Here is a 25,638-nt window from a genome sequence, read left to right as displayed (position 1 = left end):
AGTGAATCACGCTTCGCCAGGCGGCGAAATCGCAAACTGGAATTGCAAGGAAACTATCCACAAACTGGCCGTTACCTACAATTCGGAAGCCTGAAAAGTAGACTATTCCTATGCGATATCAGCGGCTTCCGTATTCTTCACGGCCGACTAAAGTTGATCGGCGCAAGCAAGCCGACCGCGATCCGTGCGATCGAGGCGCTGGCCGAAGCCGATATTCTCGTGGAAACCACCGGGAAGAAGCGCGACCGCAGCTTCGCCTATCGCGCCTATCTGGAGTGCCTGAGAACCGGAACGGAATTGGACAGCGGCGGCTGATCGCTATGCGAAATCATACCACGCAAAGCCCACATCCTAGGACCTGCATGAAGCCCCATCTTGTGCAGCGTCCTTTGCTTAGACGCGGAACCATACGGAGCGATACGGGAAGATTTCTGATTTTGGCCCGCGAAAAAGACAATGAAATCAAAGTTCTTGATACATCCTCCGGGCCCACCAAAATTATTCAATATCAACCAGTTATGGTCAACTTCGCTTAGAAGCGGGCCAATCTGGATTCTATGCCCCCAGGAGTCAGGTGCATCGACTCAATCCGTGAGCGGGAAGGGCGAGTTATGCCCGCTCTTAAATTCTATTGTCGTCCAGTTCGTCAGTCAGGTTTGTGCAGCCATGTATAGTCCAGCTATTTCAAGGCTGGAAAGACGCTTGGGCGACGCGTGCGGCAAAAGGCGGTAACGACGTGCTAATGGGATGGTTGGCGCGACCGATCGAGCATGCCGCGGCGGCAAGTAAGCTGGTGTCAACACAGCTGGGCGTACTGCCAACAGGCGAGAGGCACAGCCGTTGCTCGCTGCTCAAAGCGGCGTCTTCCGACTTTCGCGGGATATCACCCATGCTCGCAACGGGTCTGCCATAGACTTTCGCATCGCCTGACCGGTGCTTCCGTCCGATGGTGGCGCAGGCCGAGGCCGTGCAACTTCCTCCGTAGACGCCAGGTGGCGGTCCATGGAGGCTCATGCCAAATCCACGGGCGCCAGCGGCGGAGGTGGCCGATACGGCCGTGGTCAGCAGGAGACAAACATGACCCTGGACAACATTTCACACCCCTCGATCCAGCATTGTGCCGACAGCCTGAACGCGAAGCACGGCAACGGTAGACCGGAGCCCGAATTGGTTCCGTCGCGCTACGCACTGCAGGTCGGCGACATCGATGTGCTGATCGTCAGCGATGGAGTGCTGCCGATACCAGCCCCGGTTATGGCATACAACGTCGACCCGGCCGTCCGGGCGGCCTGGCTGGACGACATGTTCCTGCCGCCGGACGTGCTCGAGTGGCCGCTGAACGTGGTCGTCGTGCGCAGCGGCGGCCAGACCATACTCGTGGACGCCGGGCTGGGGGCGGACCCGGACTTGCACTTGCCGCGGGCCGGGCGGTTGGTCTCGCGACTGGAGGCCGCCGGCATCGATCTCGCGTCCGTCACCGACGTGGTGCTGACCCATATGCATATGGACCATATCGGCGGCCTGCTCATCGACGGGGTGAAGGACCGGCTGCGTCCGGATCTGCGGATTCACGTGGCGGCCGCCGAGCTCAAGTTCTGGGAGTCGCCCGATTTCTCCCGCGCCTCCATGCCAACGGGGTTCCCGGATGCGCTTCGGCGGGCGGCCAAGCGGTTCGTGAACGAGTACCGCAGCCAGTTGCGGCCGTTTGAGACGGAGCACGAGGTGGCGCCGGGGGTGGTTGTCAGACTCACTGGCGGCCACACCCCCGGGCACAGCGTGGTCCGCCTGGCGTCCGGCGGCGATAGGCTGACCTTCGCCGGCGACGCCGTGTTCCAGGTCGGGTTCGACCAACCCGACTGGCACAACGGCTTCGAACACGACCCTGAGGAGGCGGCCCGCGTCCGCATCAATCTTTTGCGGGAGCTGGCCGCGACCCGTGAGCCGCTGGTGGCCACTCACCTGCCATTCCCGTCCATCTGCCATGTGGCGATGGACGGCGATGTCTTTCGTTGCGTACCGGCTGTCTGGGACTACTGACCCGCTTGTCGGGTCAGAGCCGCACCAGGTCGGATCGAGACTTATCGCGCCATGATCGTATGCTCGTGCAATGTGTTGAGCGATCAGGATGTCCGCTCCGCCGTCAAGGCGGAGCGGACGTGCTCGATCCGCCAGGTCTATGGCTGTCTCGGCTGCAGCGCCCAGTGCGGCCGTTGCGCGCGTACTATCCGCCGCATCATTGACGAGGCGCTCGCCAGCGCTCGTGCGGCATCCTGCAACGGCCGCACGCAGTCCTGACTTGGCCGCCTCGGCCGTCCGGCGCAGCCTTTCAGTCAGGAACCCATAGACCAACGTATCGGATGCATGCGTCCTCGGCATGATAGTTCGAACACTGGAAAGGCTGGCATGCTTGGGTCCTCCACAACCCAACCAAGGAGCATCGGGAATGACGCTCGGATTCGTTCTTTCGAGGATGCTGCAGATCTTCCTGAGGGTCTGGGCCGTCGACACGACGGCGCAGCCGGTTAGGCGCGGCGGTAACGGGTTTGCGCGCGCGATGGTCCGGCCGATCTACTTACGCGTCCCGTCGAGGAAGGTTCGTGACCGCGAGTGAACCCGCTCATCCGTGTTAAAGGACGGCTGGCCAAGGAGCGCCGGCCGATATCGATACCGGCAATTTCAAAACCAGAGGCACTCCGATGAGCGGTGGGCATTCCACCTATATTCCCAAGACCAGGATCGGACGCTGGTTCGACGCGCGCCTGCCGGTGCCGCGCCTGGTGCATGGTCAGTTCATCGTCTACCCGGTTCCGCGCAACCTGAACTACGCCTATTCGTTCGGCGGCATCCTGTCGATGATGCTGGCCGCGCAGATCGTTACCGGCGTCGTGCTGGCCATGCACTACGCGGCCGACACGACACTGGCTTTCAATTCCGTAGACAAGATCATGCGTGACGTGAATTCCGGCTGGCTGTTGCGCTACCTGCACTCCAACGGCGCGTCGTTCTTCTTCATCGCGGTCTACATCCATGTCTCCCGTGGCCTCTATTACGGCTCCTACAAGGCGCCGCGCGAACTGCTGTGGATCCTCGGCTGCACCAACCTTCTGTTGATGATGGCTACGGCGTTCATGGGTTACGTGCTGCCCTGGGGACAAATGTCGTTCTGGGGCGCGACCGTCATCACCGGCTTCTTCAGCGCCATTCCGCTGGTCGGCGAATGGATCCAGCAGCTTCTGCTCGGCGGCTTTGCGGTGGACAATCCGACTCTAAACCGCTTCTTTGCGCTGCATTACCTGCTGCCGTTCATGCTGACGGGCGTCGTCATCCTGCACATCTGGGCGCTTCACGTCGCCGGCCAGACCAATCCGGCAGGCATCGACGTGAAGTCGGAAACCGACGTCGTGGACTTCACGCCCCATGCCACAATGAAAGATGTGCTCGGGGCCGTGGTGTTCCTGCTCGCCTTTGCGTACTTCGTGTTCTACGTGCCGAACTATCTCGGGCATCCAGACAACTACACCGCCGCCGACCCGCTGAAGACGCCGGCGCATATCGTGCCCGAGTGGTACTTCCTGCCCTTCTACGCGATCCTGCGCGCCGTCACCTTCAACATCGGGCCGGTCGACTCGAAGCTCGGCGGCGTGCTCGCCATGTTCGGCGCCATCGCCGTGTTGTTCTTCGTGCCCTGGCTCGACACGTCGAAGGTGCGCTCGGCCGTCTACCGGCCCTGGTACAGGCGGTTCTTCTGGCTGTTTGTCGCCAACGCCCTCTTCCTTGGCTGGCTGGGGTCCAAGCCGGCGGAAGGCTGGTATATCCCCGCCATGCAGGTATCGACCCTCTACTACTTCGCGTTCTTTCTAGTCGTCATGCCGCTTCTGGGCGCGATCGAGACGCCGCGCCGGCTGCCGAGCTCGATAACCGAAGCGATCCTGGAGAAAGGCAAGGATTAACACCCAAGGTTCGCTCGTCATGCTCCGAGGCGAGGATTGTGCGAGGATTTTATGGATTCGGATCAGGTCACGAGCTGGTGGAATGCTCCCCATCTCTACATGGTGCTGGTCGGTCTCGCCGGCATAGTCGTTTGGCACGTCATTCCGCGGCGGCTCTCCACCACCAGGCTGATTGTCCAGATCGCATTCTTCCTTACCATGTCGGTCCTGCTGCTTGACGGAGCCGTGCTCCCCTACGAACCGACACGGGGCACCGAGACAACCGCTAGCGCAATCCTCGTCGGTTCGGCCAAGTTGCTGTGGTGGGTTCACCTCGCCTGGGCGCTGATCGGATTTGTCCGCATCTATCTCGTGTTCGAGCGCAAGCCGCGCGAGGCGCGCCTTCTGCAGGACCTCGTCGTCGGCGCCGTCTATGTTGGGATGCTGCTGTCAATCCTGGCTTTCGTCTTCGGTGCGCCGGTCGGAACGCTGATCGCCACCTCGGGCGTCTTTGCCATCGTACTCGGACTGGCGCTCCAGAATACGCTGAGCGACGTCTTTTCGGGCATCGCGCTCACCCTCGGCCGACCTTATGTGCTTGGGGACTGGATCGTTCTGAGCGACGGCACCGAAGGCCGCGTCGTGGAGACCAACTGGCGATCGACCCACCTGCTCACCTTGGCCCACAACGTGGTGGCGCTGCCGAACAGCTTCCTCGCGAAGCTCGGGCTGACCAATGTCAGCAGCCCTGAGGAGAGCCATGGGCTGTCCATCACGATAAGATTGGCGCCGACCAAGATGCCGGCGATCGTCGCGGACGTCATGAACGCGGCCTTACAAAGCAGCAACACAATACTGAGGGAGCCGCCGCCAGTGGTCGCCATCAAAGCTCTGGATGCGACGGCGATCGAGGTCGATCTGTTTTTTCGGGTCGCAAATGTTGGCCAGCGTATTCCAGCGACGAACGAAATCTTCGATCTTGTCTACCGTCATTCCAAGTCCGCGGGTTTGCGGCTGGCAATGCCATCCTCCTCTTCGATTCTCATGAATGACCTGCCGAACGAAGAGACGGCAAATCTCCCAGAAGTCACGCCGATCAAGCTTATAAATGCCATACCAGTATTCTCGGCGTTGACGGACAACGAAAAAGAAGCCCTCGCGGCAACGGTTACGGTGCGCACCTATCGCAAGGGCGACATCATAGCACGACAGGGAGAGATGCTGCCCTCCCTCATGATTGTTCGGACGGGCATCATCGTCCGAGAGCGCGGCGAAGATGACGCCCAGCCGCAGGAGATCGGCCACCTCGCTCCCGGCGACTTTTTCGGAGAGACGGGTCTGCTCGCGGGCATTGGCGAGACCTCGACCTTGCGCACAATGAGCCACGTCGTGGTCTACGAGATTGACCAGCAAAGCTTCGCGCCCCTGCTGCTCGATCGGCCCGAAATGGCTGAAGATCTTGCGGCGGTCCTCTCAGCCAGGATGTCCCTCGGCGGTAGCCGCACCGGACAAGAGCACACGGATTCGAAATTCGCGCTGCTCAAAGCCATGCAGACGATCTTTCACCCAGCACCGTTCCGGCGCGTTTCGAGCGCCGGCAGACCGGGCCTACAAGAAGGGAGAAAGCCATGAGCATCCGACAACCGGCGTCGCAGATATCGATTTGCCGGTGTCCGGTGAACCTGTGAGCGGTTTCAAGGTACGGCGCGTATTGCCCTCCAGGGGCGCCCTGTGAGCCGGCACCCTATTGGCTTGCAGTTAATCCTGACGGGCCTCCATGGCGGGCAGGCGCAATATCACTGTCGTGCCCGAGCCGAAGGCGCTTTCGATATCGACGCGCCCGCCGTGGCGCTCGGCAAAATGCTTCACCATCGGCAGGCCGACGCCGCCCAGGCCCGTGCCCTTGGTAGTGAAAAAGGGATCGAAGGCGCGGAGCACGGTCTCCCGCGTCATTCCGATTCCACTGTCTTCGATACGGAGCTCGACGACGGTGCCAGGATCCTGAACGACCGCGGCGGCGTTTATCGAGATCAACCCGCCGTACGGCATCGCGTCGCGCGCGTTGAATACGAGATTCAAGACCGCGTTCTGCAAACCCAGCGGATTGCATTTCGCAGCGGGTAGATCGCGCCCAAAGCGAACTTCGAGACGAACGTTCGTCTCCCATGCGCTTCGGACAAGGTTTTCGAGCTCGGCCAAGCAGGCGCCCACGCTCGCATGTTCCGGCGCTCGATGACTTGCCGCGGCCCGGCCGACCGTCTCCCTGACAAGTGCGGCAGCTTGCTGCAGGGCGGTCCTGGCGCTGGCGATTACGGGGTCGAGAGCTGGAGCCGTCGAGACGCTCGGGTCGCGGGCGACCCGATTCAGTGCAGATGAAGCGACCTGAATAAGATTGCCCAGATCATGAACAATGCCGGCCGTCGACTGCTCTGCCGGCGGGTCGGACAGGGGAACATCAGTAGTTCGGTCAAAGACATGATTGTCGGCCGTGATTGATCTTGTTTCCGCGCCTGACATTTTCATGCCCTCTTTTGTTCGGTCGACCCTGGCAATCCGGTCGTGTGAGGACACTATATTGAGGAGCATTTCCGGGTCGATTGGATGGAGGACGAGGGCGAGCCATACGGCGGTATATGTCTCGCTGCAGTTTTCGCCGGATTGATCGCCATGGCGGCGCGGCCTTGCCCCGGCGATGCATTCGATCGATGCCGGGAACCTACCCGTGCGCCGACCACCGGCTACAGCTGCCACTCCCCCGGGTGCATCACCTAGACTTTCGGATCGCCTGACCGAGCCGTCCGTCGAATATTTTCGCGCGCCAAGTGGGCGCATTCTTCTCGGTATCGGACGACCCGCCGCACAGGAGAAGACACGTGCACAAGATCATCAGAGCTCTGGCCCTTGTTTACGCATGTTGCGTGTCAGACAGCGCGACGACGCAGGCCGCGGACCATCAGGCAAAACCGACGATCGTGCTGGTGCACGGGGCCTTTGCTGAATCGTCGAGCTGGAACGGCGTCATCGCCGAGCTCAACCGGGAGGGTTTCCGGACCATCGCTGCGGCCAACCCACTTCGCGGCGTTGCAAGCGATGCGGCCGCCGTATCGGCCGTCATCGGATCCATCGGCGGACCGGTCGTCCTGGTCGGCCATTCTTACGGCGGGCCAGTCATCACCGAGGCAGCTAACGGGAAGAACAATGTGAAAGCGCTGGTCTATGTGGCCGGATTCGCCCCCGACAAAGGCGAGTCCAGTCTCACGCTTTCGGGGAAGTTCCCAGGCAGCACGCTTGGCGAGGCGCTCCTGCCGGTGGCGCGACCGGATGGAGGACAGGACCTCTACATCCAGCCGGAAAAGTTTCACCTGCAGTTCGCGGCCGATGTGACGGCAGCGCAGGCCAGCCTGATGGCGGCGACACAACGCCCGGTGGCTGACGCCGCCCTGGCAGAACCCTCCGGCGCGCCTTCTTGGAAGACAATTCCATCCTACGCGATCTACGGCTCGGCGGATCGGAATATCCCGCCGGCGGTCATGAAGTTCATGGCCGAGCGCGCGCATTCGGTGAAGACCATCGTCGTCGAGGGCGGGTCGCACGCGCTGATGGTCTCGCGTCCAGAAGCGATCGCCTTGCTCATAGAGGAAGCTGCATCGGCGCAGTGACGAAACCGGTCGCCTCGCGCCGGCTGCATTCAACAAGTGCAAGCCCCCAGGAGACATCGACATGAAAATCGTGGTCATTGGCGGCACTCGGTACATCCGGTTAGCGACCGTCGAGAGGTTGCGTCAACAGGGGCATGACGTCGTGGCGGCGTCGCCGCAACGTCGTGCCCTCACAACGGTGGCACCTCATGATCCCGGCCACGCTGGCAGACCTCTTCGGGAATTCCTCGAGAACACCGCCTCCGTCCTGCGCCACCTATGGCACGGCCGACAGCTTTGGCTTCGGCTACTACGGCAGCGCCTCGGAGTTCCTGGGTCGGGGCCAAGCGAGGGACGGCTGCGAAGACAGTGTCGCTTGAGCCAAGCCCTTGCGCTGGCGGTCGAGCGAGTCGCAGACGCGCGTCGCTCTCATCGAGGAATTCAGGGCCGGCACGGTTAGAGCCGCCGGCGTTGTTCCAAGTAGATCTTTTCGAAGTCAGAACAGGAGAATGACATGAAAATCGTAATCATCGGTGGCACCGGACTTATCGGCTCCAAGACCGTCGCAAGGCTGAGCGTGAAGGGCCACGACGTGTTGGCGGCGTCGCCAAGTGGCGGCGTCAACACCTTCACCGGTGAAGGATTGGATGAGGCTCTTGCCGGGGCGGCGGTTGTCATCGACCTCGCCAATTCACCGAGTTTCGAGGACGAGGCCGTTCTCGAGTTCTTCGAAACAGCCGGAAAGAACCTGCTCGCGGCGGAAAAGGTTGCCGGGGTGAAACACCACATCGCGCTCTCGATCGTCGGGGCGGAGCGCCTGCCCCGCAGCGGTTACCTGCGCGCCAAGATGGCTCAGGAGAAGCTGATCAGGGAGTCGGGAATTCCCTACACGATCGTTCACTCGACCCAGTTCTTCGAGTTCCTTGGCGGCATTGCGCAGTCGGCAACCGTCGGTGACACGGCTTCGGTATCGTCGGCCTATTTCCAGCCCATCGCCTCCGACGACGTCGCAGATGTGATGGCTGACGTGGCGCTCTCCCAGCCGATTAACGGCGTGATGGAGATCGGCGGCCCCGAGCCCTTCCGCATGAACGAACTGGTCGCGCGTTTTCTGCAGCTCGCCAACGATCCCAGGAAGGTGATCGGTGATCCTCATGCGCTCTATTTCGGGACCGAGCTAGACGACCGATCGCTTGTCCCGGGCGCGGGCGCCCGCATCGGTTCGACGCCGTTCGAATACTGGTTCGACCACGCCCCGTCTCGGCGAAGCGGTGTTGCGGCGTAACGGCGGCATCTGAAGACAACCCGCAAGGGAAACGACGATGGACCACAAGCTGCCCATTGCGCCTCAGGCAAGTCGCCGAGCCCTCCTCCTCGGCGCAGCGGCCGCCGGCATTGCAACCGGCCTGCCCAAATATGCGCTCGGGCAAGGGCCAGCCGGCCAGGAATCGAACTCATCCATCTCTCAAGAAGGATCGAAAGATATGAGCACTACCACCACCAAGGATGGCACCGAGATCTACTACAAGGACTGGGGTCCGAAGGATGCTCAACCGATCGTCTTCCACCACGGCTGGCCGCTCAGCGCCGACGACTGGGACACGCAGATGCTTTTCTTCGTCGGGCATGGATATCGCACCATAGCCCATGACCGGCGCGGGCACGGCCGTTCCGCGCAGGTGAGCGACGGTCACGATATGGATCACTATGCTGCCGACGCGGCGGCGGTGGTCGAGCATCTCGGCCTGAGGGACGCAATCCACGTCGGCCACTCGACCGGCGGCGGCGAAGCCGCTCATTACGTCGCCCGCCACGGCAACGGGCGCACCGCGAAGCTCGTCCTCATCGGCGCGGTGCCGCCAATCATGGTGAAGACGCCGGCCAATCCTGGCGGCCTTCCGATCGAAGTGTTCGACGGGCTGCGCAAGTCGCTCGCCGACAACCGCGCGCAGTTCTACATCGATTTCCCATCGGGCCCCTTCTACAGCTTCAATCGGCCGGGCGCGAAAGCGATCCCGGGCATCATCCAGAACTGGTGGCGGCAGGGCATGATGGGCAGCGCCAAGGCGCACTACGACGGCATCAAGGCCTTTTCGGAAACCAATTTCACCGACGACCTCAAGATCATCGACGTGCCGACACTCGTCATGCACGGCACGGACGATCAGATCGTGCCCATTGCCGATTCCGCGCCGTTATCCGCAAAGCTTCTGAAGAACGGCACGCTCAAGATCTATGAGGACTTTCCGCACGGGATGTGTACCACCCATGCCGATGTGGTGAACGCCGAGTTGCTCACCTTCATCAGGTCCTAGGCTCACGCCGTGTCCTCAGGCGAGAGCCCGATCGCCGGCCGTCCTCCCCTCCGGCCGGCGATCACCCCCAATCTCAACCGCAACTGGAGCCAGACAAATGATCAGGACCATACTTTACAGCACCGCTGCTTTCGCGGCGTTCATCGCCACCGCGGCGCTGGCCGACAATGCGGCTGGCGCTTTCAAGAACGTGAAGCTGGTCTACGACCATCCGCTTCCCAACGTTCCGGGCAAGAGCATGAGGGGCGTGCTCGTTCACTACGAGCCTGGCGGCAGTTCGCCCGCACATCTCCACCCCAAGTCGGCCTTCATCTACGCCACGGTTCTCGAAGGCGCGATCAAGAGCCAGGTCAATGACGGGCCGGTGACCACTTATCGCGCTGGCGAAAGCTGGTCGGAGTACCCCGGCGATCGCCACAGGGTCAGCCAGAATGCCAGCGAGACCGAGCCCGCACGGCTGCTGGCCGTCTTCGTCGTCGACACCGGCGAGACCGAACTTGTGCTGCCTTTCGAAGAGTAAGGTCGGGATTCATCGCCCTGCTGAACGGGGAAACCGCCGCCGAAGCATTGATGCAACCAAGGACGGCCGCAAATGCTCATCGATAAACTGCATGCCTTCACGTCGTCGCGCCTCGCCGTGATCGACGTCAATGCGACGGTGCAGGCGGCCGCGCTGTCGCTTTCCAGGCCCGGCATCGGCCTGGTTGTGGTGTGCAATGCTGGCTGGGTCGCGGAGGGTGTGCTCAGCAAATCCGATCTGGTGCGCCATCTCACCGGCCTGGGGGCCAAGACACCGCCAGTGTCCGACCTGATGAACAGATCCATTGTCTCGTGCAGTCCGCAGGACGATGTCCACGACGTATGGCAGACCATGGCGGCGCGAAGCTTGCAGAACATTCCGGTCATCGACGTCGGCGCCAGGCCTCTCGGCATACTGGACATACGCGACGCAATGAAAGTGTTGTTCGAGCAGGAAGAAATGCAGGAGCGGATGCTCTTCAACTATGTCGCCGGGGTCGGTTACCGCTAGCCGCTTTACCTGCAGCGATGCCTCGCGCCTCCAAGCATCTCCTCCAAAAAAAGGATCGTTGAACATGAAACTATACTACAGCCCGCTTGCGTGCAGTTTGGCCGATCACATCGCCCTACTCGAAGCTGGCGCGCCATTCGAGCGGGAGAGCGTTAACCTGAAGACCAAGCGAACGGCATCGGGGGCCGATTTCAACGATGTAACGCGAAAGGGCTACGTTCCGGCGCTGGTGCTGGACAGCGGAGAAATCCTCACCGAGAACATCGCCGTCCTCGATTGGCTCGCCACGGAGTATCCAACGCTCGGTATTCCAGGAAACCTTGGCCGCACGCGCGTGCTAGAAGCGCTGGTTTTCATCTCGACCGAGGTGCACCGCAGCTTCAAGCCGATGTGGCAAGCAAGCAGCGAAACCCAAAAGGCACAGGCAAGAGCGACGATCTCCAAGCTGCTGGACATACTCTCCGAGAGGCTTGCGGGCCACTACCTGTTTGGCGCAACGCCCAGCGTCGCGGATTTCTATCTGTTCGTTATGCTCTTGTGGGCCGAGCGCTATGATGTCGGCATTCCCGCGCCATTCGTTGCATTGCGTCGCCGCATGGCGAGCCGTCCGGCAGTGCAAGCGGCCATGCGGCAAGAGGGCCTGATCTCATTGATAGACAGTGAAGCGAATGCTCACACCCGTGAAGAGCGCGATCATGTCACTGGATAACAAGGTTGTCATCGTCACCGGAGGAAGCTTTGCCAGGCAAGGTGCGAAGATCCTCATCACGGGATGCCGCCCAGCAATGGTGGAGGAAGCGGCCGCTGAGCACCCGAATATAATGAGTCTCGTCGCCGACGCTGCGAAGCCCGAGGATGCCCCTCGCACCATTGCGAAGGCAATCGACACATGGGGACGTCTGGACATCCTCGTAAACAATGCCGGCGCTGGCGCTCTCTTGCCTCTGGGCGATGCTACCGCTGAGCGGATCGCGGACATCTTCGCGGTGAATGTCGTTGGCCCAAGCCTGCTGGCGTCGGCAGGCCTTCCGCATCTGACGGCGGCGAAGGGAGCGATCATAAACATATCGAGCACGTTCGGTCACAAGCCCGCGACGGGTCTGTCCCACTACGCCGCCAGCAAGGCAGCGCTCGAACACCTGACGCGCTGCTGGGCGCTCGAACTCGCGCCACAGGGAGTGCGGGTCAACGCCATCGCTGCCGGTCCAACCGAATCGGGAGCACCGACGGGTATGATGGGGCTCTCTCCGGAACATGCAGCGGTTATCGAGGAAGCGGAGCGAGAGCAGATACCGCTCAAACGACGTGGCAGTCCGGACGACGTAGCCAGGTGGATCGTGCATCTCGCCGATTCGGCGTCCGAGTGGGTGACCGGGCAGGTAATCGCCGTGGATGGGGGCCTTGGCCTCACATGACGGACGTGCCGACGAACAGCCGTTCGAAAATCGCTGAGGAGACTATAGACATGAACCGAGCCAGCGGTCGAATCCTTGGAGGGGTTTTGGTTCCCGATACGCCGCTTGTGCAGCGGGCCCTCGACTATGCTCGGCGCGAATGCGAATCCTATCTGTTCAATCATGTCGTCCGTTCTTGGCTATTCGCGGCGCGGATTGGACAGCTTCGGAACATCGATCACGACGCGGAAGTCGTCGCCCTGGCGACGCTGCTGCATGACATCACGCTCAACGAGCGCTTTAACGGCCCGCGCCGCTTCGAAGTCGAAGGCGCCGATCTAGCCCGGATCTTCGCACAGCAAGGCGGTGTCGACGAGCGCCGAGCCCAGCTGATCTGGGACAGCGTCGCCCTAAACTCGACACCGTCGATAGGCCTCTACAAGGAGGCGGAGGTGGCGCTCTGTACTGCCGGCATCTGCCTGGATGTGATCGGCCTGCAATACGAGCTTGTCCCTGCAGCGGAGATCGCAAAGATCGTCGAGGAATTCCCGCGGCTCAAGATGAAGCGTCGCATGACCCGGTGCTTCTGTCACATCGCCGAGACCAGGCCGGAAACGACCTACGACAATTTCGTCCGGGATTTCGGTGAACGCTATGTATCTGGATACCGAGCTCCTTCTTCCGTCGATCTCGTGTCGAACTCGCCATTTGAAGGTTGAATACGGCTGGAGCCGGATTGTCCGGATTCGTCGCACCCGGCGAATTCGGCTGTCTACCTTCGCCCGTGGCCGGCGACTCGTGCCCTTCCGGTGAGCCGCTGCCGGAACTGTTTCATGCCGCTGTCCTGGCCCCGCCGACCTCGCGCATCGGCGCGGGCAGAGTTTCCCATTCCCGGATCAACTCACCGATGGAAGCGGCCTCCATCTTGCGCATGACGTTGCCGCGGTGCAGCTTTACCGTCACCTCACTAATGCCGAGGTCGAAGGCGATCTGCTTGTTGAGGCGTCCCCGCGCAACCTGACAAAGAACCTCCCGCTCGCGTGGCGTTAGCGTCTCAAAGCGTTCGACATTGCGCTTGACGACCGCAGCTTCCGCCCGCCGCGCGGCATCCATCGCAATGCCCGCAATAACAGCGTCAAGCAGCGTTTGGTCCCGCACCGGCTTGGTGAGAAAATCCACAGCCCCGGCCTTCATCGCCTGGACGGTCATCGGAATGTCGCCATGCCCGGTCAGGAAAATGACTGGCTTGGGATTGCCGCTTTGGGCCAGATGCCGCTGCAGATCGAGACCGCTCGCTCCCGGCATACGCACATCGAGGATCAGACAACCGGCGCTATCCAGTACGTCGGCATCGAGCAATTCGCGCGTCGAGCTGAAACAGACATGCTGGAACCCGGCGGAGAGTATCAATTCGGACAGCGCCTCCTGAACAGACGCATCGTCATCCACAATGATTACGAGTGGCTGCTCCGCGTCGCTCCTGCGCTGCGATGACGACGGCGCCGATCTCCGTAAGTGCGGCAGCTGCTCAACTCTCATGTTCACCTCCATTTTTCGATTTGCGTAATGCATTGCCGATGGTTGCCAGCATGTCCTGCGCATCGAAGGGCTTTCGGAAGCACCCGCTGACGCCCTGGGCTCTGTCCGCATCGGCAATCTCGTGGCGCCCGGTGATCAGGAACACCGGCAGGTCCGGGCGCACCTTCTTCACCAGACCACAAAGTTCGAAGCCGTCCATGCCGGGCATCCCGATGTCGGTTATGAGCACGTCAAGGCCGGATAGCCCGCTGATGAGCAATGATCGCCCCGACGAGAAGCTGCGGGCCGCATAGCCGGCGGACTCCAGCAGATCCTCCAGCGACTCGAGTAGCCTTGGATCGTCATCGACAACGGCCACGACAGGTCTTCCCTTGGTCACGCCCGGTGCCCTCCCGCTCGGCGCGAGTGGGTGATCGGTATCTCCAGTCGCTGCGCGATACGTACGAGATCGGCGAGCGATGACGCCGCCATTTTCTGCATCACGTTCCTTCTATGGATCTGCAGCGTGACCTCGCTGATTCCGAGTTCAGCGGCTGCCTGTTTGTTGAGAAGGCCGCTCACCACGAGCGGCAGCACCTCGCGTTCGCGCGGCGTCAGGTCGAGATAGCGTTGCTTCAGCGCCACCAGTTCAGCACGCGCGGACCTCCTTTCCCGATCCTCGGCGAGCGCCGCCTGGATTGCAGCCATGAGATCCGCATCACTGAAAGGCTTGGTGAGAAAGTCCACGGCGCCATGCTTGATCGCCTGGACGGAGGACGGGATGTCGCCGTGCCCTGTTATGAAAACGATCGGCGGATGATCTCCCTTTGATATCTGCCTCTGCAGATCCAGGCCGTTGATGTCGGGCAGCTCGACGTCGAGGATGAGGCATGCCGGGATGTCCGGCTTGTTTGCACCGATGTATTCGCTGGCCGATCCGAACGCAGCGGCGCGGATACCGTACGAATCCAGCAGCTCGCTTAGCGCCTCCCGCAGGCGCGCATCGTCGTCCACGATGAAGACGATATGGTCATCTGTGGTCATGGCGCCGCTTTCACTTCAATCGGCAAGGTGAAGACGAACGTCGCCCCCTGTGGTTCGTTCTTCTCCGCCCACAGGCGTCCGCCGTGCGATTCGACGATCGAACGGCAGATCGCGAGCCCCATGCCCATTCCGTTCCCCTTCGTCGTGAAGAACGGTTCGAAGATGTTGTCGGGAAACTCGATCCCCGCGCCACGATCGCTGATCTGCGTCTGAACCACATCGCCTATGCGGCGCACACGGACCTCAAGAACCCGGTCGCCCGTAACGGCGTCCATGGCATCCATGCCGTTGCGAATGAGGTTCACCAGAACCTGCTGGATGTGTACGCGGTCCAGCGCGACGAGCGGCAGGTCGCTTTCGACATCGATATCCATGCGGACGCGCCGCCGCGCCGCTTCCTCGGCCATGAGGTTGCGCGCCTCGACGATAACGCCACTGAGCGCCGTAGAACTCCTTGCCTCGCCGGACTGTTTGAACAGAGCACGGATGCGACTCACGACGTCGGCGGCCGCATTTGCGTCACGAATAATGCGCTCCACCGTCTTCTGCGCACGCTCGAGATTTGGTGGCTCAGCCATAAGCCATCGCTGGCAGGCATGCGAGTTCGCCACCACGGCCGCCAGCGGCTGGTTCACTTCGTGCGCGATGGAAGCAGAGAGCTCGGCAAGGCTCGCGGCCTGACTCGCTCGTGCAAGGCTCTCTTGCGCCAGCCGCAGCTCTTCCTCCGCCCGAACCTCATTTTCAACGTCGAGGCAGATGACATTCCACTGCACGATAGTCCCTTCGGTATCACGCATCGGCGCGGCACGTGTCTCAACCCAGCGATACTCGCCGTCGAACCGCCGCAGGCGGTGCCTGCGCGCATAGGGCTCGCCGGTGGACAACGAATGAGCATATCCTCCCTTGACCCCCGCCAAGTCGTCGGGATGCACACCGGCGTCAAGCGTGCCGGCCAGCCGGGACTTTCCGGTGCCGTCCAATCGCTCAAGCTCATACCCCAGGAACTCGCGGAGCTGTTGGCTACGATAGACCGGCTCGCCATCCGGCGCCGCGCAATCGATCATTGCCGGCAGCGTTTCCACGAGTTGCCAGAGGAAGCGCTCCCGCTCTTGCAGCGCTTCCTGAGAAGTCACGAAATCATGGATATCGACGTTGGCGCCGAACCACCGGATGATGCGGCCGCTCTCGTCACGGAGTGGTTCAGCACGCCCCTCCGTCCAGCGGTATGAACCATCCCACCGGCGGTTGCGAAACTTCAGCTCGAACGGTTCGCCCGTGCTGAAGGAATGGGTCAAGGCCTGCAGCAAAGAGGCCCTGTCTTCTGGATGGACGATGGTCCGGATCGCACTGGGCAGGCCTCCGTCGGCATCAAAATCATCCAGCTTCAGGCCGATATAGTCCATCATCGTTTTGTTGATGTATGCAGGGTCCCCGCCAGGCGTGACGCACCAGATCTGCACGGGCACGGTGTCGATGAGCTGTTGAAGCTGACGTTCCCGGTCGCGCAGCGCTTCCTGCGCGCGCATCTCATCGTCGATGTCAATGGAAATGGCATACCATTGCATGATCGCGCCGCTTTGGTCCCGCACCGGTTCCCCGCGGCCGTCCACCCAACGATACGCGCCATCCGCATGACGCATCCGATACTTCATGGAGTAGGGCTCCCCGGTGGCGAAGGAGTGGCGGACGGTCTCCAGCAGACGTGCGGCATCTTCCGGATGGACGAGGGTCGTTATGGCTGCCGCCAGTCGGCTCATGTCCGGCTTGTCCAATTGGGCCAGGTCGTTCAAGCCGAAGAAGTCGAGCAAGCGCTTGTTGAAGAAGGTCGGCTCGCCTTTCGGCGTCAGACGCCTGATATGGACGGGAACCATATTTACGAGCTGCGAGAGCTCGCGCTCCCTGTCGCGCAAGGCTTCCTGCGCACGCACCTCATCGTCGACGTCGAGCGAAACGCCGTACCATTCCGCGACCTCACCGTCTTCGTTACGCCGAGGCTCTACCCTGCACTCCGCCCAGCGGTACGCGCCGTGCTGTTCGCGCCAACGAAATCGCATCGTGGACATGCCACCGGTTTCGAAGCAATTCCGTAGGGTGTTCTGTACCTTGGGAGCATCTTCGGGATGGATCAGTTCCTGCAGCAGTTGCTCGATGCGCGGCTCCCCGAGAGCTTCGAAATCCGCAATGACGGAGCGGAAATGGTCCTGGTAGCGCTTGTTGAAGTAGACCGGCCCGCCCGTAGGCTTTGCGCTCCAGATCCGGACTGGTACGGCATCGATCGTCTCCTGAAGCTGCCGCTCGCTCCGCCGCAGCGCCTCTTCGGCATGCATCTGATCGTCTATGTCGTGACAGAGCCCGTACCACTGGACAATGCGCCCGTCCTGGTCCTTCATCGGCTCGGCGCGGCTCGACATCCAGCGGTAGACCCCGTCTTGACCGCGCAAGCGATATCGCATCGCAAGGACCTCGCCGGTGGCGAGACAACGGCGGAGCGTGTCCGAGAACGCTGCTCTGTCGTCCGGATGGACGCCGGCCTCTATCATCGCCGTCATGCGGCTCATGCCCGGCTTGATCGTATCCGCCACGTCCAGGCCGAGAAAATCGACCATGCGCTTGTTGAAGAAAATCGGCTCGCCGTCGGGCGCGAGACGCCAGACGTGGCTTGGAACCATATCGACAAGCTGCGAAAGCTCCCGCTCCCGGTCGCGCGATGTGACCAGCGCCAGCTGACGCTGCCGAGATATGGCCGCTACGATGAGCGCCGAAAATGCCGAGATTGCCAGGAAAAGCTGCAGCATGACCTGCCTTTCCCTCTGGAACTCGGGAGCGCCGACAAACTGGCTGTCTCCAGATATCGTGAGCGCCATCGTGATCAGGGCGAGGAGCGTCAAGGCGACGGCGGCGCCTCTGAACTCGAAGCGCGCCGCGGCCCAAAGAAGGGGCGGCATGATGATGTAGGGGGTGGGCAGATAGACGTCGCTCAAGGAGAGCGCGGCGACTCCCAGGAAGATCAGACCCAGGACGCCGGCTTCCACCCGCTGCGCGGAAGAGAGTTGGGTCTTGCTGCGCCAATACTGGATCACGACCAGCGCTGGTGGCGCTACGAGCAGGATTCCGGTAGCGTCTCCAATCCAAAACAGCGGCCATACCGCCGTGAAAGTTTGTGATGCTATGCCAAACCATGCAAGCGTCGCGCTTCCGACTGTCGCGCTTACCAGGGGCGCAACTCCTGCGCCCAGAACGACGAATGCGAGAACTTCCTGCAAGGCTTCCAGCCGGACCGGGCGCCCGCATGTCCGGTTCACCAGCGTTGCGCCGACAGCCGCGCCAAGGGCGTTGCCGACATAGATCAGGAAGCCGGCAGGCAGCGGACTGTGGAACCACACGAGCTGCGCGAACATCTCCGCCAAGCAGCCCGCCAATATCCACCACGGCCAGCTGTAAGGAGAGGTGAGAATGAGCGTTGCGATGAAAACGCCGCCCGGAGGCCAAATGGAAACGGTTATTCCGGGGACGATTGCGAGTGCTTGGGCGAACCCGCAGCCTAGTACATATGCCGCGAAAAAAAGCGCCAGGTGCAGGAATTGGGGGCGCTGCGACCAGACGGACATCATCGGCTTCTCCTGCCGGGCAAAGAAAGGCTGGGGATTGTCAGCGATGGGTGTAGCACGTCTCCGCGATATCTGGGCTGGCGAACTCATGGCCCACTCTAATCCGGCCATTCTCTGGCTGCACCTCATGGAAATCCATGAGGCGTGGCCGAAGCATACCTGGCCTAGCCCTCAGGATGATACCGCCTAGACCAGCCGAGTGGCGACATGGCCTCTCGCATGATGGCTCGGCCCGGCGCGTCCCGGCATGATTTGCAGGCGATAAATCGCCTTCAAGGAGACATTCATGAATATCACCACCAAACCGACGGCGCAGGCCGGGACCAAGCATGGGCCCCGTGTTGACTGGGCCGAGCAATCTCCGGAACTCGTGAAGAAGTTCACCGGGGTTGCCACGGCTCTCCGTGCAGGCTCGATCGAGGAGTCCATCCTCAATCTTGTCAATATTCGTGCTTCGCAGCTCAACGGCTGCTCCTTCTGCCTCGATATGCACGTCAAGCAGGCAAAGATGCACGGCGAGCGAGAACTGCGCCTCTACCACTTGGCCGCGTGGAGGGATTCGACCCTGTTCGCCCCACGCGAGCGCGCCGCACTCGCATGGACGGAAGTCCTGACCAAGCTGCCGGACCAGGGCGTTTCCGATGAGATCTATGAGCGCGTCCGCACGCAGCTGTCGGAAAAGGAGATCTCCGATCTTAGCTTCGCTGTCATGCTGATCAACTCGTGGAACCGCCTCAACGTCGGCTTCAAGACCGTGCCGGGTTCCGCCGATGCAATGTATGGCCTGGACAAGGCGGGGCTCAATTAGCCCGCTACAGACCGGCGGCGCGGCTGTCGCCGTGTCGCCGCTGATCCTTGGCTGTGCGCAATGATCCGCCGGGGACGCGCTATCGACAACCATGCGTATCGCCGGATCGCTGCGGCCGGGCTTCCGCCGCGTTTGGCGCCACTGCCGGCCAGTGCGCCATTCCCATGCTTATTTCACGACAATCCGAGAATTCACCCAGGACTTGTCCGGACACTCGCCCTGCGAGCTAGCCCGGTCGTCTCGAGTTTCATTCCATCGCGCCGGCCAGTTTCGAATTCCAATGCCAGTTCATCGGCCTCGGGCCCTTACCCATGTCATGGCTGCCAATCGGTCACACCGTACTGCGGGCATCCACGACATGGCTGGCGAGAATCTTTCCAGGGGCGTTTGTCACGCTGGCAACTTCGCGTCTTCCATTTGCCTGAGACTCCCTTCGACAAGGGCGTTCGAGGCCAAGGTTGACGGCGGCAAGCTCGGGGTCATGTCGGGCGTCGGCGCGATCGGCATCGGAACCGCCCTCAGCGCCAGGGACGACTGTTCCGCGCGCTTTCTCATGTATCGGGCGAGGCCGATCTTGATCGTGACCAGCACGGGCGCGGCAACCACGAACAGCAGCGCGACTGCGTTGAACGCAGTGTCGAAGGCGATCACTGTGGACTGACCGGCGACCGCTCTGCCCAGCAGGCTCGTTGCAGCCCGGCCAGCTGCCACGGGATCCATTCCTTTTGCCGCGAGCATGGCTGTCGTCGTTGCCAGACGCTCGCTGACCGCGGGAATGCCCGCGGTGACGTTGGCGCCGAGCACCGCGACATTGGCGGCGACATTATTCTCGATCAATGTCTGCAGCCAGGCGACACCCATGAGTCCGCCAAGCTGGCGACCCGTGTTGAAGAGGCCTATGCCGGATGCGATGTTTTGGTCGTTGAGCTTGGTGAAGGCGATGAGGGTGATCGACAGGAACAGGAGGCCGAGGCCGAGGCCACGCAACAGGATTGCCAGCATCATGTCATCCGCGCCGCTCTCGATGGTCGAACCGGACAGCATCCACATCGCGACCATGATCATTAGGATTCCAAAGGGCACCGTGGTGATCGGAGGAATGTGGCGGGCCTGCATCACGAATGCAGCGAGGAGGAGGGCACCGATAAAAAGCGCGCCGCTCGGCAACAAAAGCAGACCCGCCTCGGTGGGCGTGAACGCGAGGACTGACACGGCGAATGACGGAATAAGGAACGCGCTTCCGAACAAGGCGGCGCCGGCGACAAAACTGACGATGAAAGCGAAGGTGAAATCCTCCGACCGGAACAAAGTGAAATCAAGCAGGCCCTGGCCTTTGGCCATAGCCTGTTGGCCGATAAACGCCAGCAGCGCGGCCGTGCCGATCACTGTCAGCCACAGGATGCGGGATTCCTCGAACCAGTCCCATCGGCTGCCCTGGCTAAACACATAGGTGAAGCAGAAGAGTGTGGTGAAGACGAGCGAGAAGCCGATCCAGTCGAACGGTCGGCGTGCCACTTTGACGGGCGCTGGGCAGTCCGCGAGCAGCAGGAAACCGGCCGCCGCCAGCGACACTGGAACGACACTGAAGAAAATCCAGATCCATGACTGGCTGTCGAGCAACCAGCCCTGAAGGGCAGGGGCGATCGTCGCGGGGGCAACGACCGAACCGATTGCGAACAGGGCCTGGAGAAACGGTTGGTGGCGTCGCCGATAGGCAAGAAAAATGATCGCCTGCCCCGCGACGAGCAGGATGCCTCCGGAGAAGCCTTGCATCACGCGGAGCAGGACGAGCAGGTCCAATCGAGCCGTGATGGCGGCAATGGCGCAGGCCGTGCCCATGACCAGGACCGAGCCGACGATCAGGCTGCGTGGGTTCATACGGTTCATCAGCCAGGCCGCGGCCATGAACCCGATCAGCTTCGGAGCGGTATATCCGACATCCAGCCAGGCGAACTCATCGGGTGTTGCATAGGTGTCGCCGATGATGTCGCCGCGCCCGAGCGACAGGACCGTGCTGGCGATCGCCTCCGTCAGGGTGGCGAGCACTATGCCCGCGACGAGAAGCGTTCCTGTCGCGGGTCGATCGCGGCATGGCGTGGCGACAAGCGCCGCGGTCACGAGCCGCTCCCGACATCGATCTCGACGCGGGCGGACAGGCCCGGGACGAGGCGGCCAGGCAGTGGGTTGCCGACAAGCCGGATCTTCACCGGAACACGCTGGACGATGCGAACGAAGTTCCCTGTCGCATTGTCGGCGGGAAGCAGGCTGAACGCTGATCCGCTGCCGGGCGAAAAGCTGTCCACCACGCCTTCAAACATCTCGTCCGGGTAGCCGTCGACGGTAACTCGCACACGCTGACCGGCCCCTATATGTTCGATCTGGGTTTCCTTGAAGTTCGCCACGACCCACAGATCGTTGACCGGAACGATATCGAGCAGGGAGGCACCCGGCGCCACAAGCCGGCCGATGCGAACCTGGCGGTTGCCGACGACGCCGCCGATCGGCGCACGTATCACGGTGTTGTCGAGGTCGATTTGAGCGAGCTCCTCTGCGGCCCGTGCTTGCGCTACTGCGGCTACAGCGGCTTCTCGCTGGGCGTCGAGAACAGCGATGCGCTGCCGCTGTGCCTCCAGCGCTGCCGATGCCGCCGCCACCGCCGCTTCGGCTCTCGACCGCGCAGCGTCGCTTTCATCGACCTGGGCCTGGCTTACGGCGTTGGCGCGAATAAGTTCGCGGCGGCGGTCGGACGCCTTTGTCGCGAGATTCAGCTCGGCCTCGGCCGAACGCATCTGGGCTTCGGCCTGCCTGATGAGGGCGTGCTGAAGCTGGACTTCGGCATCGACATTGCCGAGGCGCGCCTGGGCGGCCTCGACATTGGCCACGGCTTGCGCCAGCCGCGCGCGGTAGTCGCGGTCGTCGATCCGGAACAGGACGTCACCGGCTTGGACGGCCTGGTTGTCCCGAACCTCTACCGCGGTGACATACCCCGCAATCTTCGGCGAAAGACCGGTCACGTCCCCGCGGACGTAGGCGTTGTCGGTCGACGTCTCGCTCGAACGGGCCCAAGCCCATCCCGCACCCAGGGCGAGCACGGCCGAGAGGCACAGTAGCAAGCCGATCGTCTTTTTCCTGCTATGTTGCGGCATGACGGCCTCCGGTAATAGGTGTTACCATTGACGTTTATGGTAATGATTGTTACCAGTCAAGGGATGCATTGGGAGTGGATGAATGGCTGCGGCTGTAAAGACCACGCGGCGCAAGGGCAGCCGGGAGGCGCTTCTTCAGGCGGCCACCGAGGTCTTTTTCGAACAAGGCTACGCCGCGACAAGCATCGACGCGATCATCGAACGTGCCGGCGGATCGAAACGCAACATCTACAATGAGTTCGGCAACAAGGAGGGTCTGTTCTCCGCAATCGTCCGGGAAAGTGCAAACAAAGTGCTGGCGCCCCTGGTGATCGAGGAAATAGAGGGCCACGATCTGCAGGCGACGCTGACGGCGTTCGGCCGTCATTCCGTGGACGCCTACATGTCGCCCACCTTGATCGGAATTTACCGAATTGCCGTCACCGAGGCCAATCGCTTCCCCGATCTCGTGAAATCGTTCTACGAACAAGGGCCCGGTCGGACTACGGTCCGGCTGGCCGAAGTGCTCGAAGCTGCCAGGGAACGAGGAGAAATCCAGGCGGATGATTGCTTGCGCCTGGCCGGGCACTTTGTAGGCATGATCCGCGACAACATTCATCTGCAGGTGGTTCTCGGCCTCCGGCCACCGCCGTCGGACAAAGAAGCGCAGGAGGCGGTCGCTTCCGCCGTGGAAGTCTTTCTGAACGGCGTTCGGCGCGGTCAGAAGTAAAAGGGCAATCGTCATCGTCAGCACCGGGCTGTTTGCCGAGAGGTCGGGCGGTGTGCTGCGTTTGACCAACAAGCCTCGACGCCGACGTGCCTCGCGGGCCTCGTGAACGATCCGCCTCACATCATCGGCGCAGACGTTGTCGCGCCTCATCAGATGCTGGACGATAGGATCGTCCAGCATCTCTTCGAGTGTTGGTTCTGGAGTCACGGGGTCCATGATCTGTTCCCTTGCCGGCTCGGGCTTGCGGGGGCGGGTTTTCACTCGCAGCCCGCCGAAGCATCCCAGGGGACGGTCGCAAAAACAGCTCGCGCGCCCCGTCCACTGGTGCCTCGCCTTCAATGACATCATCTGGCGTTGAACTTGGAAGGTATCTGCGCCTTGCGGCCGCTTGAAAGCTGGAAGATCGCGATCGTCGTGACGCAAAGCCCAACCAGGACGTGCGTCCACATCGCCGCCTGCGCCGATCCGAAGCCGAGCAGGAACGGAGCCGCTATTGCCCAGCACCCCAAGACGAGATTGGACCACTCGGCCCAGGCTCCGTAACGGTAGAGCGCCACTGCCGAGCAGCAGGCAATCAGCACGCCGACGATCCCCGCATTCCAAGCCGCGTCAGGCAGCTCGGTGAACGCGAAGGCAGCGCAGGCCAGACCTGCGCCCAGAACGAGGTTGGTCCATTCCAATCCCTTGCTCGGTACTTCACTTAACATTTTCATCTCCTTCTCCAGTCCGGCTCCGCACTCACGCCATCGATGTCGAGGGCTGCCGGATGCGAGGAGAATGACGCGGTCCTGCGCAGCGGCCTATTCTACGCAGGCATCTGTCGGGCGATGCTAAGGTCTAGTGCGGCCGAACGCGGTGTTGGCGGAGGATATCGGAGCGCTTGGGGTCACAGCGTTCTTGGGCGTAGGGATTCCGCCTTGCTTACTGTCAAGCACGCTCCTGCCGAGCAGCACTGACGTTCAGGATGCCGATCACAGCCGTCCGTCGGCGAAAACAGGGCGGTCTTTCCACAGGTTCCCAGTCGCCAAGCCAGAGTATCCGAGGTCATAAACGGCCTGCATATAGCTGGTGTTGAAAGGATCGAGCATCGAATAGGGGACTTGGGCGTCAATGGTCGCCAGATGGAAACGTGCCCCGGTCAGTTTGGCGTAATTGTAGAGGATGGCCAGTTCGCTCTGTGTCTGGGACTTGAGGAGGATGGAGTATGCTCTTGCGATCACGGACAGCGTTTTATTCCGCGTGGTAGCGAACTCCGGTATGACCGCGTTGTTTACGATCACATGGAAATCAACACTCTGGCGTTTCGCCGGCACGAGAGGGTTCGTGCTTGCCAAAATTGCCTGTGGAAGTATCAAGACCTGCGACGTGGACCCACCATCGGAATGCATTTCCTGGAAGTGACGCCCTCCCGACTCGGCCTCGATCATGACCGCCGGATAAACGCCCGGGATACTTGCCGACGCTATCAGCACGTCCTGGAACAGCTTCAACGCGTCCGGTCGGCCGCTGTTGGCGATGGCGCCCATGTTCCAGACCACGGCACGTTGGGTATCGAGATTGGTCGTGAGGACCAGGAGGCGACGGCCTTCCCGATGTTGGGCTGCAACCTGCTGCAGGACCGCTTGTGTGATGGAGTTTTCGACCATCCGCCTCATTGGCGTGGATCTCAGCAAGCTTGATCCGATCAAGCCCACGGGAAATTTGGTTGCAAGAAGGTCGTCAGCGACGCCGCTCGTAAAGAGATGCACCAGGGTGTGGTCATAAGCCGATCCGAGGAACGCGAATGGCGCGATCAGGGCGCCAGTGCTTACGCCGGTGACTATATCGAATTGCGGGCGGGTCCCGGCCGCGCTCCACGCCGAAAGCACGCCGACACTGAAGGCGCCTCCCGCACCGCCGCCGGAGATCATGAGGACATCGAGGCCATCCGGCTCGGTTGCCGGCGTCCAGTCGCGCACATCTCCCGCAGCGATCCGAGCGTCGCGATATATCCTGATCTCGCCATAGCCGGCGATCGAAGCCTTCTCTGCTTCCGCCGCGTCAAGGGGTATGTCCGTGGCGGCGATCCGAGTGTCGCAACCCGGGAACCAAACCAATGTCGCGACCAGTGCTGCCAGCCCAACGAGCACCGATACTTTCAAAGGACGCAAACCGGATCTCCAACGTACCTGGTGTCGTAAACGTTGGAGCAAGTCCGCTATGCCTAATGGCCGCGGCACACTGTCAGCGCGACATGCCCAACGCATCATGCGCATGGCGTGCTCATCGCTCGACGCGGCGACGTCGTGATGAGCCGGATGGAGCAGGCTATGTGGAAGGTGCGGTCGTAGTCGATTAATTCAAGGATGATGGCGGGCCATACCACGGTATAGGTCGCCTGCTGCAGTGGCCTCGGGAGACGCTAGTTCTATGCGCTGTGATGACGATGGCTCGGTGCGTGTTTCCATCGTCTGAAGTGCGCGCGTGACCCCCGGTAGCCCCGACAGCTCCAGTCCGCCG

At 61.8% G+C, this 25,638-nt stretch carries 24 protein-coding genes and 2 pseudogenes; 17 read left to right on the top strand and 9 right to left on the bottom strand.

The window, feature by feature from the left end; all coding sequences use genetic code 11:
* The 6 genes and pseudogenes from AC0L18_RS05365 to AC0L18_RS05340 form a co-directional block, all read left to right on the top strand.
* Positions 1–315: pseudogene (locus AC0L18_RS05365) on the top strand (hypothetical protein); the annotation flags it as partial.
* A gap of 762 nt (positions 316–1,077) precedes the next feature.
* Positions 1,078–2,037, top strand: a complete 960-nt coding sequence (locus tag AC0L18_RS05360) for an MBL fold metallo-hydrolase (RefSeq protein ID WP_473490920.1) — start codon at positions 1,078–1,080, stop codon at positions 2,035–2,037.
* 51 nt (positions 2,038–2,088) lie between these two features.
* The gene (locus AC0L18_RS05355) at positions 2,089–2,295 is read left to right on the top strand and encodes a (2Fe-2S)-binding protein (protein ID WP_473490919.1); all 207 of its coding nucleotides are present in this window, start codon (positions 2,089–2,091) and stop codon (positions 2,293–2,295) included.
* Between the two features lie 148 nt (positions 2,296–2,443).
* The gene (locus AC0L18_RS05350; RefSeq protein ID WP_292545199.1) at positions 2,444–2,611 is read left to right on the top strand and encodes a hypothetical protein; all 168 of its coding nucleotides are present in this window, start codon (positions 2,444–2,446) and stop codon (positions 2,609–2,611) included.
* Between the two features lie 85 nt (positions 2,612–2,696).
* Positions 2,697–3,950 carry a cytochrome b gene (locus AC0L18_RS05345; RefSeq protein ID WP_473490918.1) on the top strand — a complete coding sequence of 418 codons (1,254 nt, stop codon included), beginning with the start codon at positions 2,697–2,699 and terminating at the stop codon, positions 3,948–3,950.
* 99 nt (positions 3,951–4,049) lie between these two features.
* Positions 4,050–5,561, top strand: coding sequence for a mechanosensitive ion channel family protein (locus tag AC0L18_RS05340; protein WP_473490917.1), 1,512 nt, complete (start codon positions 4,050–4,052; stop codon positions 5,559–5,561).
* Positions 5,562–5,687: 126 nt separating this feature from the next.
* Here the strand turns inward: AC0L18_RS05340 and AC0L18_RS05335 are convergent, their stop codons facing one another.
* Positions 5,688–6,446, bottom strand: coding sequence for a sensor histidine kinase (locus AC0L18_RS05335; protein ID WP_473490916.1), 759 nt, complete (start codon positions 6,444–6,446; stop codon positions 5,688–5,690).
* Between the two features lie 356 nt (positions 6,447–6,802).
* On the opposite strand from AC0L18_RS05335, the gene AC0L18_RS05330 reads away from it, so the two are divergent.
* From AC0L18_RS05330 to AC0L18_RS05290, 9 genes and pseudogenes are all read left to right on the top strand, one after another.
* Positions 6,803–7,588, top strand: coding sequence for an alpha/beta fold hydrolase (locus AC0L18_RS05330; RefSeq protein ID WP_473490915.1), 786 nt, complete (start codon positions 6,803–6,805; stop codon positions 7,586–7,588).
* A gap of 61 nt (positions 7,589–7,649) precedes the next feature.
* Positions 7,650–7,745: pseudogene (locus AC0L18_RS05325) on the top strand (NmrA family transcriptional regulator); the annotation flags it as partial.
* A 336-nt stretch (positions 7,746–8,081) separates the two neighbouring features.
* Positions 8,082–8,852, top strand: coding sequence for an SDR family oxidoreductase (locus AC0L18_RS05320; protein WP_473490914.1), 771 nt, complete (start codon positions 8,082–8,084; stop codon positions 8,850–8,852).
* A gap of 199 nt (positions 8,853–9,051) precedes the next feature.
* The gene (locus AC0L18_RS05315; RefSeq protein WP_473490913.1) at positions 9,052–9,882 is read left to right on the top strand and encodes an alpha/beta fold hydrolase; all 831 of its coding nucleotides are present in this window, start codon (positions 9,052–9,054) and stop codon (positions 9,880–9,882) included.
* 97 nt (positions 9,883–9,979) lie between these two features.
* A complete protein-coding gene (locus AC0L18_RS05310) occupies positions 9,980–10,402 on the top strand; it encodes a cupin domain-containing protein (protein ID WP_473490912.1) in 423 nt (140 codons plus the stop codon).
* 72 nt (positions 10,403–10,474) lie between these two features.
* The gene (locus AC0L18_RS05305) at positions 10,475–10,912 is read left to right on the top strand and encodes a CBS domain-containing protein (RefSeq protein ID WP_473490911.1); all 438 of its coding nucleotides are present in this window, start codon (positions 10,475–10,477) and stop codon (positions 10,910–10,912) included.
* Between the two features lie 64 nt (positions 10,913–10,976).
* On the top strand, positions 10,977–11,621 hold the full coding sequence (locus tag AC0L18_RS05300) for a glutathione S-transferase C-terminal domain-containing protein (protein ID WP_473490910.1): 645 nt from the start codon (positions 10,977–10,979) through the stop codon (positions 11,619–11,621).
* On the top strand, positions 11,608–12,327 hold the full coding sequence (locus AC0L18_RS05295) for an SDR family NAD(P)-dependent oxidoreductase (protein ID WP_473490909.1): 720 nt from the start codon (positions 11,608–11,610) through the stop codon (positions 12,325–12,327). The genes AC0L18_RS05300 and AC0L18_RS05295 overlap by 14 nt, the downstream gene beginning before the upstream one ends.
* Before the next feature lie 50 nt (positions 12,328–12,377).
* Positions 12,378–13,025, top strand: coding sequence for an HD domain-containing protein (locus tag AC0L18_RS05290; protein WP_473490934.1), 648 nt, complete (start codon positions 12,378–12,380; stop codon positions 13,023–13,025).
* 112 nt (positions 13,026–13,137) lie between these two features.
* Here the strand turns inward: AC0L18_RS05290 and AC0L18_RS05285 are convergent, their stop codons facing one another.
* The 4 genes from AC0L18_RS05285 to AC0L18_RS05270 are packed head-to-tail and all read right to left on the bottom strand — an operon-like array spanning position 13,138 to position 18,479.
* Complete coding sequence (locus AC0L18_RS05285; RefSeq protein ID WP_128177292.1) at positions 13,138–13,845, bottom strand: response regulator transcription factor; 708 nt, start codon at positions 13,843–13,845, stop codon at positions 13,138–13,140.
* Positions 13,835–14,224, bottom strand: coding sequence for a response regulator (locus AC0L18_RS05280; protein WP_128177265.1), 390 nt, complete (start codon positions 14,222–14,224; stop codon positions 13,835–13,837). The genes AC0L18_RS05285 and AC0L18_RS05280 overlap by 11 nt, the downstream gene beginning before the upstream one ends.
* Complete coding sequence (locus AC0L18_RS05275) at positions 14,221–14,868, bottom strand: response regulator transcription factor (RefSeq protein ID WP_128177267.1); 648 nt, start codon at positions 14,866–14,868, stop codon at positions 14,221–14,223. The genes AC0L18_RS05280 and AC0L18_RS05275 overlap by 4 nt, the downstream gene beginning before the upstream one ends.
* Complete coding sequence (locus AC0L18_RS05270; RefSeq protein ID WP_473490908.1) at positions 14,865–18,479, bottom strand: PAS domain-containing protein; 3,615 nt, start codon at positions 18,477–18,479, stop codon at positions 14,865–14,867. Before AC0L18_RS05270 ends, AC0L18_RS05275 begins: the two co-directional genes overlap by 4 nt.
* 283 nt (positions 18,480–18,762) lie before the next feature.
* Between AC0L18_RS05270 and AC0L18_RS05265 the strand changes: the two genes are divergently transcribed.
* Positions 18,763–19,284, top strand: a complete 522-nt coding sequence (locus tag AC0L18_RS05265; protein WP_473490907.1) for a carboxymuconolactone decarboxylase family protein — start codon at positions 18,763–18,765, stop codon at positions 19,282–19,284.
* A 390-nt stretch (positions 19,285–19,674) separates the two neighbouring features.
* On the opposite strand, the gene AC0L18_RS05260 is transcribed toward AC0L18_RS05265, so the two are convergent.
* Complete coding sequence (locus AC0L18_RS05260) at positions 19,675–21,402, bottom strand: DHA2 family efflux MFS transporter permease subunit (RefSeq protein WP_473490906.1); 1,728 nt, start codon at positions 21,400–21,402, stop codon at positions 19,675–19,677.
* Positions 21,399–22,430 carry an HlyD family secretion protein gene (locus AC0L18_RS05255; RefSeq protein WP_473490905.1) on the bottom strand — a complete coding sequence of 344 codons (1,032 nt, stop codon included), beginning with the start codon at positions 22,428–22,430 and terminating at the stop codon, positions 21,399–21,401. Before AC0L18_RS05255 ends, AC0L18_RS05260 begins: the two co-directional genes overlap by 4 nt.
* 82 nt (positions 22,431–22,512) lie before the next feature.
* On the opposite strand from AC0L18_RS05255, the gene AC0L18_RS05250 reads away from it, so the two are divergent.
* Positions 22,513–23,139, top strand: coding sequence for a TetR/AcrR family transcriptional regulator C-terminal domain-containing protein (locus AC0L18_RS05250; protein WP_473490904.1), 627 nt, complete (start codon positions 22,513–22,515; stop codon positions 23,137–23,139).
* Positions 23,140–23,483: 344 nt separating this feature from the next.
* On the opposite strand, the gene AC0L18_RS05245 is transcribed toward AC0L18_RS05250, so the two are convergent.
* Both AC0L18_RS05245 and AC0L18_RS05240 read right to left on the bottom strand, forming a co-directional pair.
* A complete protein-coding gene (locus AC0L18_RS05245) occupies positions 23,484–23,846 on the bottom strand; it encodes an SPW repeat protein (RefSeq protein WP_473490903.1) in 363 nt (120 codons plus the stop codon).
* 264 nt (positions 23,847–24,110) lie between these two features.
* Positions 24,111–25,289: a patatin-like phospholipase family protein gene (locus AC0L18_RS05240; RefSeq protein ID WP_473490902.1), complete on the bottom strand. Its 1,179-nt coding sequence runs from the start codon at positions 25,287–25,289 to the stop codon at positions 24,111–24,113.
* Positions 25,290–25,638 lie beyond the last annotated feature (349 nt).

The sequence above is a fragment of the Mesorhizobium sp. WSM4819 genome (genome assembly GCF_055811215.1).
Note: the sequence above shows the minus strand (reverse complement) of the source record. Positions and strands in the feature narration are given on the sequence as shown.

Excerpts from the sequence above, each read along its gene's own strand:
- AC0L18_RS05360 (WP_473490920.1), top strand. The coding sequence starts at position 1,078 with ATGACCCTGGACAACATTTCACACCCCTCGATCCAGCATTGTGCCGAC.
- AC0L18_RS05355 (WP_473490919.1), top strand. The coding sequence starts at position 2,089 with ATGATCGTATGCTCGTGCAATGTGTTGAGCGATCAGGATGTCCGCTCC.
- AC0L18_RS05350 (WP_292545199.1), top strand. The coding sequence starts at position 2,444 with ATGACGCTCGGATTCGTTCTTTCGAGGATGCTGCAGATCTTCCTGAGG.
- AC0L18_RS05345 (WP_473490918.1), top strand. The coding sequence starts at position 2,697 with ATGAGCGGTGGGCATTCCACCTATATTCCCAAGACCAGGATCGGACGC.
- AC0L18_RS05340 (WP_473490917.1), top strand. The coding sequence starts at position 4,050 with ATGGTGCTGGTCGGTCTCGCCGGCATAGTCGTTTGGCACGTCATTCCG.
- AC0L18_RS05335 (WP_473490916.1), bottom strand. The coding sequence starts at position 6,446 with ATGTCAGGCGCGGAAACAAGATCAATCACGGCCGACAATCATGTCTTT.
- AC0L18_RS05320 (WP_473490914.1), top strand. The coding sequence starts at position 8,082 with ATGAAAATCGTAATCATCGGTGGCACCGGACTTATCGGCTCCAAGACC.
- AC0L18_RS05315 (WP_473490913.1), top strand. The coding sequence starts at position 9,052 with ATGAGCACTACCACCACCAAGGATGGCACCGAGATCTACTACAAGGAC.
- AC0L18_RS05310 (WP_473490912.1), top strand. The coding sequence starts at position 9,980 with ATGATCAGGACCATACTTTACAGCACCGCTGCTTTCGCGGCGTTCATC.
- AC0L18_RS05305 (WP_473490911.1), top strand. The coding sequence starts at position 10,475 with ATGCTCATCGATAAACTGCATGCCTTCACGTCGTCGCGCCTCGCCGTG.
- AC0L18_RS05300 (WP_473490910.1), top strand. The coding sequence starts at position 10,977 with ATGAAACTATACTACAGCCCGCTTGCGTGCAGTTTGGCCGATCACATC.
- AC0L18_RS05295 (WP_473490909.1), top strand. The coding sequence starts at position 11,608 with ATGTCACTGGATAACAAGGTTGTCATCGTCACCGGAGGAAGCTTTGCC.
- AC0L18_RS05290 (WP_473490934.1), top strand. The coding sequence starts at position 12,378 with ATGAACCGAGCCAGCGGTCGAATCCTTGGAGGGGTTTTGGTTCCCGAT.
- AC0L18_RS05285 (WP_128177292.1), bottom strand. The coding sequence starts at position 13,845 with ATGAGAGTTGAGCAGCTGCCGCACTTACGGAGATCGGCGCCGTCGTCA.
- AC0L18_RS05275 (WP_128177267.1), bottom strand. The coding sequence starts at position 14,868 with ATGACCACAGATGACCATATCGTCTTCATCGTGGACGACGATGCGCGC.
- AC0L18_RS05270 (WP_473490908.1), bottom strand. The coding sequence starts at position 18,479 with ATGATGTCCGTCTGGTCGCAGCGCCCCCAATTCCTGCACCTGGCGCTT.
- AC0L18_RS05265 (WP_473490907.1), top strand. The coding sequence starts at position 18,763 with ATGAATATCACCACCAAACCGACGGCGCAGGCCGGGACCAAGCATGGG.
- AC0L18_RS05255 (WP_473490905.1), bottom strand. The coding sequence starts at position 22,430 with ATGCCGCAACATAGCAGGAAAAAGACGATCGGCTTGCTACTGTGCCTC.
- AC0L18_RS05250 (WP_473490904.1), top strand. The coding sequence starts at position 22,513 with ATGGCTGCGGCTGTAAAGACCACGCGGCGCAAGGGCAGCCGGGAGGCG.
- AC0L18_RS05245 (WP_473490903.1), bottom strand. The coding sequence starts at position 23,846 with ATGTTAAGTGAAGTACCGAGCAAGGGATTGGAATGGACCAACCTCGTT.